This window comes from Cohnella sp. WQ 127256, from assembly GCF_024519285.1.
GTDB lineage: Bacteria > Bacillota > Bacilli > Paenibacillales > Paenibacillaceae > Cohnella.
On the sequence record NZ_JAMZCY010000006.1, the window covers coordinates 382,123 to 403,147 of the forward strand.

Annotated in this window: 16 protein-coding genes and 1 other annotated feature; of the genes, 13 read left to right on the forward strand and 3 right to left on the reverse strand. The window is 47.6% G+C overall.

The annotated features are described in order from the left end of the window. Positions 1–47: 47 nt before the first annotated feature. On the reverse strand, positions 48–2,096 hold the full coding sequence (locus tag M1K58_RS20045; protein ID WP_256760650.1) for a transglycosylase domain-containing protein: 2,049 nt from the start codon (positions 2,094–2,096) through the stop codon (positions 48–50). A 268-nt stretch (positions 2,097–2,364) separates the two neighbouring features. On the opposite strand from M1K58_RS20045, the gene speE reads away from it, so the two are divergent. From speE to M1K58_RS20060, 3 genes are all read left to right on the forward strand, one after another. Then, the gene (speE, locus tag M1K58_RS20050) at positions 2,365–3,192 is read left to right on the forward strand and encodes a polyamine aminopropyltransferase (protein WP_256760684.1); all 828 of its coding nucleotides are present in this window, start codon (positions 2,365–2,367) and stop codon (positions 3,190–3,192) included. Positions 3,193–3,241: 49 nt separating this feature from the next. Beyond that, positions 3,242–4,114: an agmatinase gene (gene speB / locus M1K58_RS20055; RefSeq protein ID WP_256760651.1), complete on the forward strand. Its 873-nt coding sequence runs from the start codon at positions 3,242–3,244 to the stop codon at positions 4,112–4,114. Between the two features lie 180 nt (positions 4,115–4,294). Then, positions 4,295–6,538 carry a methyl-accepting chemotaxis protein gene (locus M1K58_RS20060; protein WP_256760652.1) on the forward strand — a complete coding sequence of 748 codons (2,244 nt, stop codon included), beginning with the start codon at positions 4,295–4,297 and terminating at the stop codon, positions 6,536–6,538. Positions 6,539–6,557: 19 nt separating this feature from the next. On the opposite strand, the gene argS (M1K58_RS20065) is transcribed toward M1K58_RS20060, so the two are convergent. Further along, entirely contained in the window at positions 6,558–8,258 is a 1,701-nt protein-coding gene (argS, locus tag M1K58_RS20065) for an arginine--tRNA ligase (protein ID WP_256760653.1), read from the reverse strand. A 77-nt stretch (positions 8,259–8,335) separates the two neighbouring features. After that, positions 8,336–8,549 (reverse strand) — a binding site (T-box leader). Positions 8,550–8,672: 123 nt separating this feature from the next. Here argS (M1K58_RS20065) and M1K58_RS20070 point away from each other — a divergent pair. Together M1K58_RS20070 and argS (M1K58_RS20075) are read left to right on the forward strand one after the other, a co-directional pair. Continuing rightward, complete coding sequence (locus M1K58_RS20070; protein ID WP_256760654.1) at positions 8,673–9,095, forward strand: YwiB family protein; 423 nt, start codon at positions 8,673–8,675, stop codon at positions 9,093–9,095. Next, positions 9,092–10,768 (forward strand): arginine--tRNA ligase, encoded by a 1,677-nt coding sequence (gene argS, locus M1K58_RS20075; RefSeq protein ID WP_256760655.1) that lies wholly within the window; start codon positions 9,092–9,094, stop codon positions 10,766–10,768. The genes M1K58_RS20070 and argS (M1K58_RS20075) overlap by 4 nt, the downstream gene beginning before the upstream one ends. Before the next feature lie 3 nt (positions 10,769–10,771). Here the strand turns inward: argS (M1K58_RS20075) and M1K58_RS20080 are convergent, their stop codons facing one another. Then, positions 10,772–11,908 carry a S8 family peptidase gene (locus M1K58_RS20080; RefSeq protein WP_256760656.1) on the reverse strand — a complete coding sequence of 379 codons (1,137 nt, stop codon included), beginning with the start codon at positions 11,906–11,908 and terminating at the stop codon, positions 10,772–10,774. 532 nt (positions 11,909–12,440) lie between these two features. Here M1K58_RS20080 and rpoE point away from each other — a divergent pair. The 8 genes from rpoE (at position 12,441) to rpmE (ending at position 20,900) form a co-directional block, all read left to right on the forward strand. After that, positions 12,441–13,019 (forward strand): DNA-directed RNA polymerase subunit delta, encoded by a 579-nt coding sequence (gene rpoE, locus M1K58_RS20085; protein ID WP_256760657.1) that lies wholly within the window; start codon positions 12,441–12,443, stop codon positions 13,017–13,019. 363 nt (positions 13,020–13,382) lie between these two features. Next, a complete protein-coding gene (locus M1K58_RS20090) occupies positions 13,383–14,987 on the forward strand; it encodes a CTP synthase (protein ID WP_256760658.1) in 1,605 nt (534 codons plus the stop codon). Between the two features lie 212 nt (positions 14,988–15,199). Further along, positions 15,200–15,598 carry a response regulator gene (locus M1K58_RS20095; RefSeq protein WP_256760659.1) on the forward strand — a complete coding sequence of 133 codons (399 nt, stop codon included), beginning with the start codon at positions 15,200–15,202 and terminating at the stop codon, positions 15,596–15,598. 137 nt (positions 15,599–15,735) lie between these two features. Further along, a complete protein-coding gene (gene fba / locus M1K58_RS20100) occupies positions 15,736–16,590 on the forward strand; it encodes a class II fructose-1,6-bisphosphate aldolase (RefSeq protein WP_256760660.1) in 855 nt (284 codons plus the stop codon). Between the two features lie 116 nt (positions 16,591–16,706). Beyond that, positions 16,707–17,957, forward strand: coding sequence for a UDP-N-acetylglucosamine 1-carboxyvinyltransferase (locus M1K58_RS20105; protein ID WP_256760661.1), 1,251 nt, complete (start codon positions 16,707–16,709; stop codon positions 17,955–17,957). A gap of 51 nt (positions 17,958–18,008) precedes the next feature. Then, complete coding sequence (gene rho / locus M1K58_RS20110; protein WP_256760685.1) at positions 18,009–19,316, forward strand: transcription termination factor Rho; 1,308 nt, start codon at positions 18,009–18,011, stop codon at positions 19,314–19,316. A gap of 18 nt (positions 19,317–19,334) precedes the next feature. Continuing rightward, entirely contained in the window at positions 19,335–20,579 is a 1,245-nt protein-coding gene (locus M1K58_RS20115; protein ID WP_256760662.1) for a radical SAM family protein, read from the forward strand. 123 nt (positions 20,580–20,702) lie between these two features. Then, a complete protein-coding gene (rpmE, locus tag M1K58_RS20120; RefSeq protein WP_120979354.1) occupies positions 20,703–20,900 on the forward strand; it encodes a 50S ribosomal protein L31 in 198 nt (65 codons plus the stop codon). Positions 20,901–21,025: the final 125 nt, after the last annotated feature.

Genomic DNA, 21,025 nt, shown 5'->3' on the forward strand with positions numbered 1-21,025 from the left:
CCCGTGCAGTGATTGCCTGCATGGATCAGCCTGTATGGAGATTAGAATTACTTCCGCCACCAGTTACGAAGCTTGCGCCATAGGGTGTGGTGATCGGATGCTTGCTCCCCAAGTTTCTCTGGTGTTGGCTCGGAAGAGGCGCAGGATTGTGTGGGCTCTGTTCCAGAGAGGAAAGTTTCCAACACCGTTTGACCTGTGCATCCTGGGGCGGAGAGTAGAGTAGTTGTGGGGTCCATATAGACACTGACAACTCCCTCTGGTACAGGAAATACATGCGAGGGCGTGTCAATGAGAGCACTCTCCATAAATTGTGCGAAAATAGGTGCAGCTCGATGGGCTTCGCTTGAAGTAATCGACCGACCGCGATCGTAGCCGACCCATACCGTTGTTGTTAGTTCTGTTGTATAGCCGACAATCCATGCATCGGAATCGGTTGTTCCTGTTTTTCCAGCCATTGGACGCTTTAGCAAATTCGCCACTCGATGACCGGTCCCACCCCGATCAAATACACTTTCCATGAGACCGGTTGTCACGTAAGCTAATGCGGGTGAAATGATCTGCTCCTCTTGTGGATGAGCTTCATATAAGATTTTCCCGTTAGAGTCACGAATGCTAGTTATTGCGATAGGTTCTGCTCTACGTCCTTCATTCGCGAATACGGAGAAGGCGGAGGTCATTTCGAACGGACTGACAGGGAATGTTCCGAGGGCGAGAGACGGCACAGCCTTCAGGGAGGACGTGATACCGAGCTTGTGCGCCATCGTGATGACTGCCTCTGGTCCTACTTGCATGATCGTGTTAACGGCGTAGATGTTATCAGACGCGGCAATGGCTTGGCGTAAGCTGATTTCCCCGTTGAAATAATGATTATTGTAGTTGCTAGGACGGTAAATCTGGCGATTATGGTCAAAGTAGAAAAAAGTCGGCTCACTGCGATATCGGGTCGCTGGAGTGATCGAGTGCTGCTCCAAGGCGGTTGCGTATAGGATCGGCTTAAAGGAAGAGCCGGGCTGCCGAGTGTGCGCAAATACACGATTGAACTGATTATTGCGGTAATTCCGTCCTCCAACCATCGCTTTGATATAGCCATTACGTGGGTCAATAGCGATCAATGCAGCTTGGAGCTCAGTGCTGCCGCCTTTGAGACCCTTCTTTACATTGGCTTCGGCTGCTTCCTGTATCCGGGCGTCAAGCGTTGTATGGATGGTAAGGCCGCCTTCGTTCATTAGCCGCTCATCTATGCCAATTTTCTCAATGGCGATTTTTTTCACATAATCTGCGAAGTACGGGGCCGAACGCTCTTCTTCATCTGGCAGGGGCCGAATGTTTAGAGCTTCTTTAGCGGCGCGAGAGGCTTGCGACTTCGTGAGCTGTCCAATCTCCAGCATGGCTTGAAGCACTTTTCGTTGTCTAGTTTGAGAGTCGGCAAGATGCAGATGCGGCGAATAGTAGCGAGGGCCTTTCGGGATGCCAGCTAATAACGCGCTTTCTGCAAGGGTAAGCTGCTTGGCTGGTTTATTGAAATATAGCTTGGATGCTGCTTCAGCACCATAAGCCCCATGACCATAGTAAATTTGGTTCAAGTACAGCTCTAGGATTTCGTCCTTGGAATAGGTCTGCTCAAGTCTAGCGGCATACCAAGCCTCCTTGAGCTTACGTGTCCAAGTCCGTTCATGGGACAAATAGAGGTTGCGTGCGAGTTGCTGTGTTAAGGTGCTCGCTCCTTGCTGCTTGGACATGTTCCGCATATCCACCCATGCTGCTCTTGCAAGGCCGTGAAGATCGACACCTGCGTGTTCATAGAATCGTCGGTCTTCGACAGCAATAGTTGCTTTGATGAGCCACGGGGAAATGTCAGAGAGCTTAACGATTTGACGGTGCACTCCATCCTGCAAGGATGCGAGTACCTGACCGTTCGTATCGACAATTTGTGTGGATTGCATAGTTGCTCCTGCTGGAAGGGGAGCGTATCGAAGGAGTAGTAATCCGGTTCCGGCCAATGCCAGTAAGACGAGTAAAGTTAGCCAGCCAACTCTGCGCCTCATCTTACCCCACTGAGAGAGTGGACGCTGTTCAATACTTTCCTTTTCCTCCATGAAGTCAGCCCCTAAATGTATGTGCCTGTCTCCTCATTTTGTCTGCGATAACGCAGAAAATTATTGATTTAGAGGGAAGCGTTACCTCTCTAGTATGGAAAAGGAACAAGGTCACTATTCCTTCAATTGGGTAAAGACATTGTATTGGCAAAATTAAATTACTGTTCAAACGGTTGCAATTTGGCGTTGATTTTATATAATACATCTAGTTTGGTACAATATTACGATAGCATGTTAGCTCATAGAGAGTAGGGATCGCATGTCTTCTATGGAACTGTGGTATACGGAGAAGCAAACCGAGAATTTCGGTATAACAATGAAAATTAAACAAACAATGGTTCACGAACAAACGGATTTTCAAGAGCTGGCGATGATCGAAACCGAGGAGTACGGTAACATGCTCGTGCTGGACGGAATGGTCATGACAACGGAGAAGGACGAGTTTGTCTATCATGAAATGGTCGCACATCCGGCACTGTTCACGCATCCAAACCCTGAGAATGTTCTCGTGGTAGGCGGCGGAGACGGTGGCGTAATTCGAGAAGTGCTTAAGCATCCGCAAGTGAAGAAAGCGGTTCTTGTCGATATCGATGGAAAAGTAATTGAATACTCGAAGCAATATTTGCCTTCTATTGCGGGTAAATTGGAAGACCCTCGTGTCGAAGTGATCGTTAACGACGGATATATGCACATCCATGATCATAAAAATACATATGATGTCATCATGGTTGATTCCACTGAACCTGTGGGTCCTGCTGTAAACCTGTTTACTAAGGGCTTCTACACAGGTATCTATGACGCGTTAAAGGAAGACGGCATTTTCGTGGCGCAAACGGACAACCCTTGGTTCAAAGCGGACCTGATCCAAAGCGTCAATCGCGATGTTAAGGAAGTTTTCCCGATCGTTCGCGTATACATTGCTAACATTCCGACTTACCCAAGCGGCTTGTGGACATTCACAATGGGCAGCAAAAAGCATGATCCACTCGCTGTTGATGAGACTAAGATTCCAGAGCTCGACACTAAATATTACACGCCACGCCTGCACAAAGCAGCGTTCGTGCTTCCTAAGTTCGTTGAAGATTTGACGAAATAAGTTTGTGCTTGATCGTTAAGAGATCATTTACCATCAAAGGAGATTTATCATGCGCTTAAATCAAGCTTATTCCGGCAATGTGTTCATCTGCAGCTCCGATGACTATGCCGCTTCTAAAGCCGTCATCTACGGAATGCCGATGGACTATACCGTATCCTTCCGCCCTGGATCCCGATTTGGCCCAGGCAGAATCCGTGAAGCTTCCGTTGGATTGGAAGAATATAGCCCCTACTTGGATCGCAGTATCGTAGACCTAGAGTACTTCGATGCCGGTGATCTCATGCTCCCTTTCGGCAACGCAGCGAAAAGTCTAGACATAATCGGAGATTTCGTTCGTGGTGTTCTGGCGGACGACAAAATCCCTGTAGGTCTCGGCGGCGAGCATCTCGTCAGCTGGCCAGTTATTCAAGAGGTGTACAAGAAGTATCCGGATCTCGCCATTATCCACTTTGACGCTCATACGGATTTGCGGGAAGATTATGAAGGGGAGCCACTTTCTCACTCCACGCCATTGCGTAAAGCGGCAGAGCTGATGGGGCCGACCAACATTTATCAATTCGGTATTCGTTCGGGCTCCAAGGAAGATTGGACGTACGCTCAGCAATCAGGCATCCATTTCCATCCGTTCGAGGTAGCCGAGCCATTGAAGCGGGAGCTTCCATCCCTCGAAGGTCGTCCCGTTTATGTGACGATTGATATTGATGTCCTCGATCCTTCTGCGGCTCCGGGTACAGGAACGACTGAAGCCGGTGGCATTACGTCGAAGGAACTGCTTGAAGCTGTGCATGCAATCGCTCGTTCCGGTGTGAACGTCGTTGGATTTGACCTCGTTGAGGTGGCTCCTATTTACGATCCGACGGAAATGACGCCTATCGTCGCTTCGAAGATCATTCGGGAAATGCTGCTTGGATTTGTGAAGTGATCTAACACAAATATCGTTATTGGCCTCCGGGTGTTGCAGAAATGCAGACGCTCGGAGGTTTTTTTGTATATTTATCTGACACCAACACTCAATTGGAAGATTATGTCTTCATACTCTGTGAGCATGTGTTACAATATCTGACACATAGAGATGTTTAATCATGGGATATGGGGTGGCGGGATGTTTGGATGGCTAGGGTGGAAGCAAGGGCTACCGTTGTGGTGGTCTTCTCGTTTGAACTCGCAATTGACAGAAGATGTAGAGGACATCTTCGAAGGGATTGCAGAAACTCGGGTTCAGGTGCTTAAAGATTGGACGGGAGAATATTGGAGGCATTTGGAGCGGCTGGTCGATCAGATGGCTTCAACAAACACTCTAGCAGTGCAAGCCGGAAAAACCGGGAGTGCGGAGGGGGATAACGGCTGTCCAGAAGCGTGGGATCGGTTGTTCATGGCTGCTTATTCGCGGGCTTCTGACTTGACGGAAATTTTCTTGATAGATGCTAATGGCACGGTTATCTCATCGACACATTCAGACCACCTTGGGCACGAATACGGCGTGGGATCACTTATTTCTGAAGGCTTAGATTACTCACGGGGCGAGGGAGAAGTTCGTAAATGCCTCTTTGGTCCTTATCGTGACGAGATGACACTCGAGATTGGCCCGCGTTCCTCCCCTTTTCATGACAAGATGACGCTATTGTTCATTCAACCCGTCATTAAGGAGGGAGTTTGGTCTGGTGCGTTGTGCGCTCGCATCCCTAATGACGTTATTGGAGACTTGATCCAGAGAGAATCAGGCCACGTATACCCGGATTCCGGAGACAACTATATTTTCATGGCAAAGCCTGCTCTGAATAAACAAATTGCGCTAGGAACAGCTCTGTCGCGTAGTCGGTTCGAGGATCGGACCTTCACGCATGGGGAAAATCTCAAGGATGGTGTAAAGACGGACTGGGGAGTCGTAACGGTGAAGGAGCATACGGAATTGGAGCTCGTGTTCACCGATCCAGCAACGGGCGAGCTTCATCCGGGAGTGGCGAATACGATCCGAAATGGGAGCAACCTGTTCGTGAATTTTCCAGGATATTCGGATTACCGGCACATTTCGGTTATTGGTAAAGGGGTTACGTTTCAATTGCCTCATTGTCCAGACGTCTGGGGGATGATGTGCGAAGGGGATTTGGAGGAGGTTTACCGAATTAGAGGTATTGCCATTCGTCAGCTCCTGCCTCATGCCACGCTTATGGGTAGCTTCGGGATCGTAAGTGCGATAGTGCTTTACTTAATTGCCAATAGTGCCTCTGTGCTCTCTATCGCCTTATCCGCATTGGCTTTAAATATCATGTGCGGCTTCTTCGTGGTGAGTATGGTTCATCGACGGACGAATCGAACCATCGTCAATCCGATTCGGAAAATTAGCCGATTCATTCGTATTAACGCAGAAGGGAAGGGCGATCTCACCCAACGTCTGGATACGGAACAGTTCGATAACGATGAATCGCGTGAGCTGGCTAAATGGATCAACAACATGATCGACTCCCTAGAAGGAATCATGCTCAAGGTTAGCGTGGCTGCGGGGGATGTATCCTCGAGTCAACAGCTGCTTAGTGAGTCGACGGTCACGACAGCCTCTTCAACGGAGCGTGTCAGTGTTAAGATCAACGACATGCTGCGAAGCATCCGAAGACAGCTTAAGGATATTGATATCGCTAAGGATGTTGCGGATGAGATGCGCCAGACGTTGCATATGCTTGAGGAGAAGGCTTCGCGGCAAATTTCAATCGCACAGGGTGAAGTTGGACGGATCGGGGATAAAATGACGGAGATATCCGTCCGAGTAGCCGATACGAACAAGACGATAAGCGTCTTCATGGACACGGCAAACGAAATTCGTGATGTTTTGGACGTCATTAAGGAAATATCATCACAGACAAACCTGCTTGCGCTAAATGCAGCTATTGAAGCGGCGAGAGTCGGTGAGCATGGCAGAGGCTTTGCGGTTGTCGCGAACGAGATTCGTAAGCTGGCAAATATGACTCGTCAATCCACGGAAGAGGTTAATGGCTTTGTTGAGAAAATCTCAATGCATGCACAAGAAGCATATTCTTCGATTACCGAAGGGACGAAGGTTGTGTTAGAAGGGAATGAGCTGGTCGCAACAGCAACGGTAACGTTAGGAGATGCGCAAGCGGATGATACCCTTAAGACACAAGTCATCGATGAGGTAGTTCTCTTGATGGAGAAGGTTGCTAAAGTCAGCATCGAGAACCGTACCATCTCCACGGAGGTGGAGGGTAGGGTTCAAGAGCTGCTTACGGATATTATGGGTGTTAGACACACTTCGAATAATGTTGGGGCGATAACGGCGTTCATGCAGCAGCTCGTCGGCCAATTTCGGCTAAGCGAGACGGGCAAGAGATAGGGTGAGCTTGCTGTCTTACCTACATCTGTGTTGGAGCTTCGATTCCAAGTAGGCCGAGCCCGTGTTTCAATACATTGGCAACGGCTGCAGCAAGGCTGAGCTTGGATAACATCTCAGATTCATCCGCTTCATCGACGACGATTTTTCCGGAGTTGTAGAAGCGGTTGAAGTCCTTCGCCAAGTTCAGCAGAAATCTTGCGATAACGAAGGGCTCATTGTCACGGACAGCTTCTTGTAGTGTGGATTCGTATTGGGACAGCGTCTTGAGGCATTCCCATGCTGAATCAGACGAAAGATGTACTCCGTCTTGGGGGTGGCTGTCGTACAATTCGGCATATTTGCCTCTTTTGAGCAAAGTGCATATCCGTGCATGGGTGTATTGGAGGTAAGGCCCAGTTTCTCCATCGAAGCTGACTGCGTCCTCTAGATTAAAATCCACTGATAGCTGGCGGTGGTGCTTCAGATCGCCGAATATAATCGCACCAACGCCGACCGCTTCTGCGGTTTTTTCTTTATCCAATAGCTCGGGGTTTTTCTCGTTAATGATCTGCAATGCTCTTTGAACGGCTTCGTCGAGCACCTCTTCGAGGAAAACAACCTTGCCTTTGCGAGTGGACATCTTCTTCCCGTTTACGGTCATTAAACCGAAAGGGATATGCCGACATGCCTTGGACCAACCCTGCCCCATCTTGCCCAGAACGGAAAAAACCTGCTGAAAGTGCAAGCTTTGCTCAGCACCAACAACGTACAGAATAGAATCTGCGTGAAGAGCTTCTCTTCTATATAGAGCTGTGGCGAGATCCCGAACGGCGTATATCGTCGAGCCATCCTTCTTGAGGATGAGGCATGGAGGGAGCTCTTGCTCCTCGAGACGCACAATTTGTGCGCCATCGCTCTCTTCAAGCAAAGATAACTCCTTCAACTTGTGAACGACAGCGTCTGTTTTGTCATTGTAGAAGCTTTCTCCGGTGAAATGGTCGAAGCTCACACCCAAGCGCTCATACACCCGATGGAATTCCTTCATACTCTCATCGACGAAATACTGCCATTGTTCACGAAGATCGGGGTCACCCTGTTCAAGCATCGTGAAAGCTTGCCGAGCCTCATCCTCTAAGATGGGGTCATTATCGGTCTCTTCATGGAACTTTACATAGAGCCGCAAGCTTTCTTTGATTGGCTCCTGCTCGAGAGCTTGACGGCTCCCCCATCTTCTGAAGGCGACAATAAGCTTGCCGAATTGTGTTCCCCAATCTCCCAAATGATTAACATTAACGACTTCGTGACCCGTAGCGCGGTACAGATTGACGAGAGCGTTGCCGATCATGGTTGAACGAAGATGTCCAATACCGAAGGGCTTGGCGATATTGGGTGATGACATATCTATGATGACGTGCTTACCAAGACCGACGTTCGAGTGTCCGTAGTTTTCTTCGAGCGCTTTAACGACGATATCGCTTTTCCAATGGTCAGCTTGAAAGAAAAGGTTCAAAAATCCTCCAAGGGCAATTGCTCGGATGTCGGTCTGATCGGCATTGATTCGCTCAGCTAGCTGAGCGGCAATGATCTGCGGGGCTTGCTTATAGGCCTTCGCGAATGTAAAACAGGGTAAAGAAACGTCTCCCATATCCTTCTGGGGTGGAACTTCTAGCTTAGCAAGCAATTCGGTTGGTGATATAGAAAGATAAGGGGCCACTAACGATGACGCAACCTTCATTAACATAATGAAAATCCCTCCTAGACAATTAGACTAGCTTCACGCTCGCGCGTAGGTATTTAAATACAAAAATCCCCCGTCTCATAAGAGACGGAGGATGATCCGCGGTACCACTCTTTTGGCATTCCCCATAGGGAACCCACTCATAAGGTTAACGGCATGCGCCGGATTTCCCTACTGTTCATTCAGGAAATCAACTCCCGAGTGCGGTTCCCTCATGGCCTGTGCCGGCTTACACTAACCCGGCTCGCTAATAACAGGAATAAGATGAGGTACTCTCTCGTTCATCGTCGTTATTTATTATTTTACCCATTATAGCCATCCGCCCTGTCCATATACAACCCCAAAATCATCATTTGAATTGGGGGATCGATCTGTATATAGTAATAGGATGAGTAAATGGAATTGGGAGAGGTTCACATGCCGGATAAACGGAGCGTAATTGTCAACTTTCAAAGCTGGCAGGAAGAAGGCTCCCAACAGTTCAAACTGCAAGGGGAATTATATCGGCTCCAATCGGCTTGGACGCTTGTGTACAGGGATTTGGCCGATGAGAATGGGGTTGAAACGGTAAATACCCTATTTATCCATCCCCAAGAATTAATGCTTAGGCGACGGGGGACGGTTTTTTTCGAGACAAGCTTTCGCCTGGGTGCGACATTGCCGGGGAAAATGGAAACGCCATACGGCCCCCATGACGTACAAGCTCTTACAACTCATCTAGACATTGATCTGTCTGAGTCTGGTGGCGTTGTGGAATGGAAATATGACTTGCTTATGCAAGAACAAGAAGTCGGAAGCTTTCATATTCGACTCGATATTCGGGAGGAACAAGTGGGATGAGCGTATTAGAGCAATTACAGGTAGCTGTTAAGGAGGCGCTTGCTGAAGCGGCTTTATCAGCAGGACTCGTTGCGACGAAGGATGAGCTGCCAACGATCACATTGGAAGTGCCTAAGGATAAGACGCATGGAGATCTAGCAACGAATTTGGCGATGCAACTGACTAAGATAGCTAAGAAGAATCCTAGGCAAATCGCGGAAGCCATTATTGAGAAGCTCGGCACTGGTCGTGCTTCTATTGAATCCGCCGAGATTGCGGGTCCCGGGTTTATTAATTTCCGCTTAGATAAAAGCTACTTACTTCCGATCATCGGAGAAGTACTTACCCAAGGGGAGAAATACGGTGAAGTAAATGCCGGACAAGGGAAAAGAGTTCAAATCGAATTCGTTAGCGCGAACCCAACCGGAAGCCTTCACTTAGGCCACGCTAGAGGCGCGGCTGTAGGCGATGCATTGTGCAACGTATTATCCGCTTCAGGATACGAAGTGACGAGAGAATACTATATCAACGATGCCGGCAATCAGGTGAACAATCTCGCAAGATCGATTGAAGCGCGTTATCGTCAAGCTCTTGGACAAGCAGCTGAGATGCCGGAAGACGGTTATCACGGTGAAGACATTGTCGGATTCGCGAAGGAATTGGCGGAGCAAGAAGGAGATCGCTTGCTATCCTTGAGTGACGCAGAGCGTTTCGACTATTTCCGTGTATATGGACTTGATAAAGAGTTGGCTAAGATCAAGCGTGATTTGGCTCGCTTCCGTGTTCAGTTCGATGAATGGTACAGCGAGACATCCCTTTATGAGAATGACAAAGTGACTCAAGTGCTCGAAGCCCTTAGAGCCCAAGGTCATGTGTATGAGGAGGGAGGCGCAGTGTGGCTTTCTTCAACTACCTTCGGCGATGACAAGGACCGGGTTCTGGTCAAGAATGACGGCAGTTATACGTACTTAACTCCTGATGCGGCGTATCACATGGATAAGTACAAGCGCGGCTATGATCAGATGATTAACATTTGGGGTGCGGATCACCACGGTTATATTCCCCGTATGAAAGCGGCTATGGCCGCGTTAGGTAACGATCCCGATAAGCTTACGGTGCTCATTGCCCAGATGGTCAGCTTGTTCCAGAACGGCGAGAAGGTGAAGATGTCCAAACGGACAGGCAAAGCCGTCACGATGGAAGATCTCATGGATGAGGTTGGCGTTGACGCGATTCGCTATTTCTTCACGATGCGCAGCATGGATTCCCATCTGGATTTCGACATGGATTTGGCTGTGTCGAAATCTAACGAGAATCCTGTGTTTTATGTTCAATATGCTCATGCGCGTATTTGTAGTATTTTCCGCCAAGCAGAAGAGCAAGGGATTACTGTTCTTCCATGGCAGGAGGCTACGATCTCAAAGCTCAATACGGAGCAAGAGTTCGATTTGCTAAGGAAAATAGGCGAGCTTCCTGAGACGATTGCAGAAGCAGCTCGGATCTATGCACCGCACACGATGATCCGCTATGTGTATGAATTGGCATCACAGTTCCACAGTTATTATAAGGCGGAGCGGGTCATTACTGAAGATGTGGAGCAAAGCCAAGCTCGTCTTCAACTTCTGTTGGCAATCAAGATTACTATCGCTAATACACTAGCTATCGTAGGTGTGTCTGCTCCAGACAAAATGTAAATATTAAAGAAGATCTGCGGCTCTAATCATACGCATTACATTCAGCTCTCCGGCAGTCCGGGGAGCTTTACTATTTCGTAAGGGCTTAGCGGAGCTTTTAATGATGTCCTTAATCTGCGCGGGTGTTAGTCCTGGCTTCATGGCGAGTAGTAAGGCGATTGCACCCGTCACATGCGAGGTGGCCATTGAGGTGCCGCTCATCTCGCGATGCTTGCCTCTTAGCCATGCGGAAATAATACGATCTCCTGGCGCATAAATATCAATCATGTCGCTGCGGTTGGTGAACTTAGCAATCCGGCTAAGCTGGTTGGTTGCGCCCACGGCAATCGTTTGGCTATATCGTGCGGGATAATCGATGTCTCCAACTCGACCGTCATTTCCAGAAGAAGCAACGATTAACACGCCTGAGCGATACGCATTGTTGACGGCGTTTAGCAGTGATTTGCTTTTTGTCTTCATCCCGAAGCTCATATTGACGACATCCATCTGATTGCGAATGCACCATTCAATGCCTAGAATAATGTCGGAGACAAAGGCTGATCCGTTATGGTCGAACGCTTTGATCGGATAGATCATCGAACGAGGAGCGACGCCAATCATGCCTTGAAGCTCATTGGCAGATGCAATTGTACCGGAAATGTGTGTACCATGTCCGTTATCGTCTTGGGGCAGAGCCATTCTGTGGAGTAAATTAATGCCTCTCTCCAGAGAGTGGCGTAAATCAGGGTGGCCGAAATCCACGCCGGTATCAATGACGCCTACCTTAACACGGTAACCTGTTGTGCGACTCCAGGCTTGCGGGGCTTGAATATGTTTGACGCCCCAGGGAATCCCCTTCTCGGTAACGATGGCTCCGCCGGATAAAGCGTGAACTTGAACGAGACAATCCTCTTCCCATACCATCTTTCCATTTAATGAGGCGGGTACATCTTGGAGCTCTAAAGGGCAGGATATGGATTGAATGCTGGGTAAATGGCGGATTTCTTGGAGCTTAATGCCGCGGGAGCGTTTAACCTGTAAGGTATGCAGGAATTGAACGTAGTCGTCGGGATTCAAGAAACGGATGATCCCCCTTGGTCCAAGCTCCTCTGCAGAGTAAGGGGACCTGTGGAGCCACTCCACGATATCGCTTGCGTCCAATACGTCTTCCCTCCCGGACGAATGTGCTGGCAAAGGGGTAAAACGAGTGTTGTTCTCCATGTACCTCTCTGCCGTGTCCTCTACTGTATGAGTGGGGTACAATAAAAGCTTGGGAATGTGGCCTTTTTTGCTAGAAAATAGGCGGCGTTCCGTGGCAATTCTGAGCTTCTGACATACGATAAATGGAGAGTTTCCCGGTGAGACTCTTGGTCATGCCGGTTCCTCCGCCCACGGAGCGGCCGGGAAGGGATACAGTCGAAAAGCGAAGGTGCCGTCCAACGTGGACGCGCCTTCGCTTTTTCGCTGTTGAATTAGAAAGGTGATCATTTGCAATCTGTTGCCGATTCGTCTCCGACATAAGCGTTACCCCGCCATTCCAGGGGAACGTGGGATCGGTAAGTGCTTAGTCAAAATAAATTCATGAAAAGTCTGTTTCAACAGCTTGCATTTTTATACGAAATACGGTTTACTAAAGGTTGACAAATCAACGTGAAGATTTTAATGGTTCACATACAGAGAGGATGGAAGTCACGTGAGTGCCGATTACGTGCTGAAACTCGACTCCGAGAAAATTCGTGAGATGCCAATGGTTGATCTGGCATATGAATTGCTGAAATCAGCGAATACCCCGTTTTACTATCGTGATCTGATGATGGAAATTGCCAAGATGCGTGGTCTATCCGAGAGCCAAGTGACGGATGTCATTGCTCAGCTTTACACGGAAATCAACATCGATGGCCGCTTTGCCTGTGTAGGTGGTAACGTATGGGGACTTAAACGCTGGTACCCAGTTGAACGTTCCGATGATCCAATGAACGGCGGAGCGAAACGTCCTCGTATCATCAATGATGATGACGATGAAGATGATGACGATCTGTATGGTGAGGAAGAGGATACTTCAACACCGGACGATGAGAGCTTTGATCTGTTCGACGAAGAACGCGAAGAAGTGTTCGAAGAGGGCGAAGAAGCTGCTGAGGCCGATGAAGAAGTTCTTATCGAGGAAGATGACGACTCTGAAATCTCAGGAGAACTCGACGAGAAAGATGACGACGACGATTTTGAGGACGACGAGGATGACGATGCAGCTGAGGACGACGACGAAAAATGATCGGGTTGATTCGTTAATTTGACGAAGAGACGAGCATCATTTTTTAGAATTCTTCACAGTGAAGCGTATTACTTGACGATTCAGAAAGGTCTCAATTTATGAACCTTTTCTGAATCGTCTCAGACTTAAACATTACCTAACAATTCGGTATCTGTTTATGCTTGACACCGCTGATTCGAGACGTTAAACTAATGCTTGGGCTTTAGAAGTGTGTTTTTCCATAGCGTAGGAATTTAAAAGTGCCCCCATTTATTGGGTGACACTTTTTTCTATTTTCGCCCTGTTTTCCTAAGGGTAAAGTTAAAAAAATGGTAACGATAATGAGGATGCCGCAAGGGCATTTGGTGGGAGGTTTCGTACGGGGTGACCAAATATATTTTTGTAACAGGTGGTGTCGTTTCATCACTCGGTAAAGGAATTACAGCTGCTTCACTAGGTCGGTTGCTTAAGAATCGTGGTTTGAAGGTAACCATTCAGAAATTCGATCCATACATCAATGTCGACCCTGGGACGATGAGTCCTTATCAGCATGGGGAAGTGTTCGTGACTGATGATGGAGCGGAAACGGATTTGGACTTGGGGCACTATGAGCGTTTTATCGATATCAATCTGTCCAAGAACAGCAACGTGACTTCAGGTAAAATTTACTCAACGGTCATTAGCAAAGAACGCCGGGGCGAGTATCTTGGTGGCACAGTCCAAGTTATTCCTCATATTACGAATGAAATTAAAGAGCGTGTATTTCGTGCGGGCAAAGAAGCCGGTTCTGACGTAGTTATTACGGAAATCGGCGGTACTGTCGGTGATATTGAAAGCTTGCCTTTCTTGGAAGCGATTCGTCAGATCAAGAGTGACATCGGTCGTGACAATGTCATGTACATTCACGTTACGCTAATTCCTTATATTAAAGCTGCTGGTGAAGTGAAAACAAAGCCAACTCAGCATAGCGTGAAGGAATTGCGCAGCATCGGGATTCAACCCAATGTGATCGTGTGTCGGACAGAGTATCCACTTGCTGAGGATTTGAAGCGCAAAATTGCTTTGTTCTGCGACATTGATGCAAATGCGGTTGTTGAATGCCGAGATGCATCTACGTTGTACGAAGTTCCTCTTAACCTCCGCGAGCAAGGGTTGGATGACTACGTCGTTAAGCACTTGAACCTATCGGTTGGTGCACCGGACATGACGGAGTGGGAAGCTCTTGTGACACGCGTGAAGTCGTTGCAGAAAACAACGGAAATTGCGATCGTCGGCAAATACGTCGCGTTGCACGATGCTTATCTGAGTATTGTTGAATCTCTTGCACATGCAGGGATTGATGCGGACTCGGAAGTGAAAATTCGTTGGGTGAATGCGGAAGAGATCACTCCAAGTAATGTAGGCGAGCTACTCGGCGGCATTCATGGTATCCTCGTTCCAGGTGGTTTCGGTGATCGTGGAATTGAAGGTAAAATTACGGCGATTCGTTACGCTCGTGAGAGTGGAACACCTTTCTTTGGTATTTGTTTGGGTATGCAAGTCGCAGTTATCGAATATGCGCGTAGCCTGGCAGGCATGGATGGGGCAAACAGCTCTGAAATCTATCCAGCCACACCTTATCCTGTAATTGATCTTCTGCCCGAGCAGAAGGATATAGAGGATCTTGGTGGCACGATGCGCCTTGGGTTATATCCTTGTAAGCTCACTCCAGGAAGTCTTGCTGCACAATGCTACGGGGATGAGCTCGTATACGAGCGTCATCGTCACCGGTATGAGTTTAACAATGAGTATCGTGAGCAAATTGAATCAGCTGGTCTGCTTATCTCTGGTACTTCTCCAGATGGGCGTTTGGTGGAGATGGTTGAGCTTCCAGACCATCCTTGGTTCTTGGCTGTGCAATTCCATCCGGAATTCACTTCCCGTCCGAACCGTCCACAACCATTGTTCAGAGAGTTTGTGAAAGCAGCACTTCGTCGTTCTGAGGGCTAGTCTCGTCTGATTTAGTGTTATTCATGAAATTATAACAACCGTCTCGGTGAGTCATACCGAGGCGGTTGTTTTTAATTTAGGGTATACGGATCGTCGGAAAGTGTAAAATGTATATAATTAAGATGACCTACATAATTTTTACATGGAAATAGGAGGAATTCACACTTCTGGTCACGAATAAAGCTAGCATAGTGATTCGGGGAGATGAGTATTTGGACAAGAAAAGATTGCTGATTGTTGATGATCAGGTCGGTATTCGCATATTGCTGTTGGAGGTTTTTTCCACGGAGGGCTATGACACCTTTCAAGCTGCCAATGGAAGAACGGCCTTGGACATCGTGAGGAATCATCGTCCAGATTTGGTATTGCTTGATATGAAGATACCTGGAATGGATGGGTTGGAAATACTCAAGCAAATTAAGGAATATGATCGTGATATTAAAGTGATTATGATGACGGCATACGGCGAGTTGGACATGATTAAGGAAGCGACTGATTTAGGCGCGTTGATGCATTTTACTAAGCCGTTTGATATTGATGAAATGAGACTAGCGGTAAATATGCAGATGGGAGAGGGCGGAACCTCATCCCGATTCGCTGCGGGGACATAATCCCTGACGACCTCTAACATCCCCTTTAGATCGGAAACATCCGTTCGGTTTACTTCGTGAAGTCATTTTGTGTTATAATAACGCAGTATGAATGATACGTGAGAAATCGAATGAAAACGCAGGAGGAATTGTACATTATGCCATTAGTATCGATGTCCGAATTATTGCCACAAGCCAAAGCTGGTAAATATGCCGTTGGCCAATTCAACATGAACAACCTGGAGTTCGCACAAGCAATCACAGATGCAGCGATTGAAGAAAATTCACCGTTCATCTTTGGTGTTAGCGAAGGCGCTCTGAAGTATATGGGTATGGAATATACGGTTGCAATCGCTAAAGCGGCTGCTGAGAAATCCGGTCTTCCTATCGCATTGCACTTGGACCATGGTAGCAATTTTGATATCGCAATGAAATGTATCCGTGCAGGCTTCTCGTCCGTTATGTTCGATGGCTCGCACCATTCTTTCGAAGACAACATTCGTCTGACTAAAGAAGTTGTTAAAGCTGCTCATGCAATGGGCGTATCTGTTGAAGGCGAGCTGGGAACTATCGGCGGCGTCGAAGACGATCTTAGTGTTGATGAAGCAGATGCATCCCTTGCTAACCCACAAGAAGCGATCCGTTTCTATGAAGAAACTGGCGTTGACTGCTTAGCGATTGCTGTTGGTACTGCTCACGGTATGTACAAAGGCGAAGTGAAAATTCACTTTGATATTATTAAAGAAGTTGTTTCCAAAATCCCAGTTCCAATCGTTCTTCATGGTGGATCCGGTGTTCCTGACGATATGATTCGCGAAGCGATTCTATCCGGTGCTGGTAAAATCAACGTGAACACAGAGAACCAAGTTGCTTGTACAAATGCGATTCGTGAAGTTCTTGCAAAAGATGCTAACGTAATTGATCCGCGTAAGTACTTGACACCTGCTCGTAACGCAATGAAAGCAGTCGTTCAGGAGAAAATCCGCCTGTTCGGAAGCAGCAACAAAGCTTAATTCAACTTAGAAACTATGATCGAATTTTACGCGGGAAAACGTCTTTAGGCGTTTTCCCGTTCCTTCATGTGTCGATCAATTTTGTCGACAACAACACGAGGAGGAAGACAGCATTCATGGAAAAATTGATGGTCCGGGGAGGCCGACCGCTAAGAGGTACGGTCGGAATTAGCGGCGCGAAGAATAGCGCTGTCGCTCTTATTCCCGCAGCAATACTGGCAGAATCGGAAGTGAGGCTGGACAACCTTCCTCAGCTTAGCGATGTGGCGGTTTATGCGGAATTATTAGAGGAGCTTGGGGGCAAAGTATCTTGGCATGAGGACACGATGACTATCGATCCGTCTGCCATGAGATCGGTCCCTATGCCTAATGGAAGAGTTAAGTTGCTTAGAGCATCCTATTACTTAATGGGAGCTTTGTTAGGGAGATTCGGTGAGGCGACAATTGGTTTGCCAGGTGGTTGTAACTTCGAACCGCGCCCGATAGATCAGCATATTAAAGGTTTCGAAGCATTGGGAGCGGAAGTGACCAATGATCATGGATCCATACGGATTAGAGCCAAAGAATTAAGAGGCGCCAAAATTTATTTAGATGTCGTAAGTGTTGGGGCCACAATTAATATTATGTTGGCAGCATCAAGAGCTAAAGGAATAACCTTGATTGAGAATGCGGCGAAAGAGCCGGAAATTATCGATGTGGCCACATTGCTGAATGCAATGGGAGCTAAAATCAAAGGTGCCGGTACGGAGACGATTCGGATCGAAGGCGTTCAGGAAATGCATGGCTGCCGTCATTCTATTATTCCCGATCGCATACAAGCTGGAACATACATGATAGCCGCTGCGGCAACTCGCGGTGACGTCCTTATTGATAATATAATTCCTAAGCATTTAGAAGCCATGACTGCGAAGCTGCAGGAAATGGGTGTCCACGTGTATGAGATGGATGAAGCAATTAGAGTCGTTGGCCAATCTCTTTATGAAGCGGTAGATGTTAAAGCGTTAGTCTATCCGGGATTTGCCACGGATCTGCAATCGCCAATGACCAGCTTGCTTACTCAAGCTCGCGGTGTAAGTGTGTTGTCGGACTACGTGTACAACAACCGATTTAAGCACGTTCCTGAGTTAGCTCGCATGGGCGCACAAATTCGGGTGGAAGGTCGTTCCGCGATTGTTGAAGGTGGACCTCTTAATGCTGCTAAAGTACGAGCTGCTGATCTTCGGGCAGGTGCTGCTCTTGTTGTTGCTGCACTTACTGTTGAAGACGGCACAACAGAAATTAGCGGTGTGGAGTACATTGATCGAGGTTATGATCGTCTAGTGACACAGCTCAGTAACCTGGGCGCAGAAGTGTGGCGGCAAGGCTAGAAGTTCGTTGTTGATTTCTGAATAAAAGTGGGGATTCAATTGACCGATTTAATGATGGCCGATTTGGAAGGGCTGAAGTTGACCGAGCTGTATAAGCTGGCCAAGCAGCACCAAATCAATAATTACGCGCAGATGAAGAAGAAGGAACTCATCATCGCGATCCTGCGCGCACAAGCGGAGCGCAGTGGATTAATGTTCATGGAAGGCGTTCTAGAGGTTTTACCGGAAGGGTTCGGATTTCTACGACCGATTAACTACTTACCAAGTGCTGAAGATATTTATATCTCGGCTTCGCAGATTCGTAAGTTTGATTTGCGGACAGGTGATCTTGTTTCCGGTAAATGTCGAGCTCCGAAAGAGAGCGAACGTTATTTCGGACTCCTTCAGGTAAATGCTGTTAATGGTGTTACTCCAGAAACTGCTGCAGAACGTCTCCATTTTCCCGCGCTAACCCCTCTGTATCCACAGAAGAAGATCAAGCTTGAAACGTCTCCTACTCATTTATCCACTCGCATTATGGATCTTATTGCACCCGTCGGATTAGGCCAACGCGGATTGATCGTTGCTCAACCTAAAGCAGGGAAAACGTTACTGCTTAAAGAGATTGCCAACAGCATAGCGATCAATCATCCGGAAATTGACTTATTCGTGCTTCTTATTGACGAACGTCCAGAGGAAGTTACGGATATGCAACGTTCGGTTAAGGGCGAGGTTATTGCGTCTACTTTTGATGAGGTTCCAGAAAACCATATCAAGGTTGCTGAGTTGGTATTGGAGCGTGCATTGCGGCTTGTCGAGCACAAACGTGATGTCGTGATTTTGTTGGATAGTATCACGAGATTAGCGCGCGCCTATAATTTGGTCGTTCCACCTTCAGGGCGTACGTTATCCGGGGGGATTGATCCTGCTGCCTTCCATCGTCCGAAGCGTTTTTTTGGTTCGGCACGGAACATCGAAGAGGGTGGAAGCCTGACCATTCTAGCGACCGCTCTAGTGGAAACAGGATCACGTATGGATGACATTATTTATGAAGAGTTTAAGGGAACGGGTAATATGGAGCTGCATCTTGATCGCAAGCTTTCGGAACGCCGTATTTTCCCTGCTTTGGACATAAGACGATCGGGTACTAGACGAGAAGAATTGCTGCTTGATAAGGAAGCGCTCGACAAGCTGTGGGCGATTCGGAAGAGTATGAACGACTCTATGGAATTCGTGGAAGGCTTCCTGAAGAAGCTTTCGAATACGAAAACAAACCAAGAATTTTTGGATATGCTGGATACTAGCGGGGCTCCGAGTTCGCCTAGCCCATCGTCAAGCTCCAGCGGAGGACGCCGCTCGCCGCGAAGCAGCTCCACTTAATGGAGGAGGGCCAAGCTTATGCATCTAGTATACGCAGACGAACAAGGTAATGTATTTGATCATCCAACGCTATTTGGAATTGCCCGTAGTGGCAATGACCTCGTAGAATTGCTTGAGGATGAGCTTATTCCATTGCCCGCAGGGGCAACATTAGTTGGGCTACCCTACACCCGACCGGTCGGGATGGATCCCGCTAGTGGTAAGATGCAGGTTCTTCCTGGCGCTTATCAGGCTGTAGGAGCTCTGTTGCCACAAGGCTTCACACGTTATTACGTACCGGGTTACTCGAAAACAGATAAGTCCCAGAAGTTCCCGTTGTTTGGATATACGGCAGTCGTATGGAAAGACGGTGGCTTCTATGTAGCAGCCGGACAGAGTGACGACCCAGAACCGTGGAATCCTGAGAATTGTGATCGTGCCGACTTGGAAATTCAAGTCGATCGACTTCTTAAGACTTATCCGGACAATAATCTATATAAGCATCTTTCTCATTGCGCCTTGGAATATGAATGTCTAACAGCTTCTAATACATTCCTGCAGCGTATGGAGGGGGCGGTTCCGGTTTCCTTCTCTTGTAATGCTGGCTGTTATGGCTGCATTTCGGAGCAGCCTGATGATAGCGGATTTGTTGCTCCGCAAACTCGTCTGAAGTTTAAGCCTAATGTCGACGATGTCGTGGATATCATGCTTGAGCACTTAACGGAGCCTACTTCAATTATTAGTTTCGGGCAGGGCTGTGAAGGTGAACCATCCACACAAGCGAAAACAATCATAGAAGCAATCAAGCGGGTGCGCGAGAAAACTTCTTTAGGCTACATTAACATCAATACGAACGCGGGCTTGTCTGATCATATGCGGGCCATTACCGACGCTGGACTGGACTTGATGCGGGTAAGCACCATTAGTGCGATCGACGAGCACTACAATGCTTACTACAAGCCGCGAGGCTACACGCTCCAGAACGTAGAGAAATCATTGAAGTATGCAACTGACAAAGGTGTATATACTTCGATTAATTACTTGATTTTCCCTGGCGTGACGGATCGTGAGGAAGAGATTGAGGCGATGATCGGTTTTGCTCGCAGAACCGGCTTGAAGCTCATTCAAATGCGCAACTTGAATATCGACCCTGATGCTTATTTATCCCTTATTCCGCCTGCTAAAGGTGAAATATACGGGATGAAGACACTGCTTGAAATCTACAAGCAGGAGCTTCCGGATGTGGTTATCGGTTCTTATACGCATGTTCCTCCGACAGTGTAGTGAGATCATTAAGATCCCATTTAAATAAACTTGTCATTGGTTATTGATGCGTGCTATAATCCCATCATGTGTTTATTACTCTGGATCCACATGTTGATTCAGGGCAGAAAGAAGGTGAACCATTTGAAACCATCCATTCATCCACAATACAATGTGATTACGGCATCTTGCGCTTGCGGAAACACTTTCGAAACAGGTTCGATCAAATCGAATCTTAAAGTAGAAATTTGTTCAGCTTGCCACCCGTTCTACACAGGTAAACAGAAGTTTATCGATGCAGGCGGTCGTGTTGACAAGTTTAAGAAAAAATACGGTATCTAATTATGCAATCGATAGCCAGCGTCGATCGACTCGCTCGGTTGTCATAAATTATGCAGCTGATAAACAGCGTCGTTCGACGTCTTTGGTTGTCATCAAAAAGTTTGCCGTATAGAGATAGACCTTCC

Coding starts and splice junctions, on each gene's coding strand:
- M1K58_RS20045 (WP_256760650.1), bottom strand. CDS start 2,096: ATGGAGGAAAAGGAAAGTATTGAACAGCGTCCACTCTCTCAGTGGGGT.
- speE (WP_256760684.1), top strand. CDS start 2,365: ATGGAACTGTGGTATACGGAGAAGCAAACCGAGAATTTCGGTATAACA.
- speB (WP_256760651.1), top strand. CDS start 3,242: ATGCGCTTAAATCAAGCTTATTCCGGCAATGTGTTCATCTGCAGCTCC.
- M1K58_RS20060 (WP_256760652.1), top strand. CDS start 4,295: ATGTTTGGATGGCTAGGGTGGAAGCAAGGGCTACCGTTGTGGTGGTCT.
- argS (WP_256760653.1), bottom strand. CDS start 8,258: ATGTTAATGAAGGTTGCGTCATCGTTAGTGGCCCCTTATCTTTCTATA.
- M1K58_RS20070 (WP_256760654.1), top strand. CDS start 8,673: ATGCCGGATAAACGGAGCGTAATTGTCAACTTTCAAAGCTGGCAGGAA.
- argS (WP_256760655.1), top strand. CDS start 9,092: ATGAGCGTATTAGAGCAATTACAGGTAGCTGTTAAGGAGGCGCTTGCT.
- fba (WP_256760660.1), top strand. CDS start 15,736: ATGCCATTAGTATCGATGTCCGAATTATTGCCACAAGCCAAAGCTGGT.
- M1K58_RS20105 (WP_256760661.1), top strand. CDS start 16,707: ATGGAAAAATTGATGGTCCGGGGAGGCCGACCGCTAAGAGGTACGGTC.
- rho (WP_256760685.1), top strand. CDS start 18,009: ATGATGGCCGATTTGGAAGGGCTGAAGTTGACCGAGCTGTATAAGCTG.
- M1K58_RS20115 (WP_256760662.1), top strand. CDS start 19,335: ATGCATCTAGTATACGCAGACGAACAAGGTAATGTATTTGATCATCCA.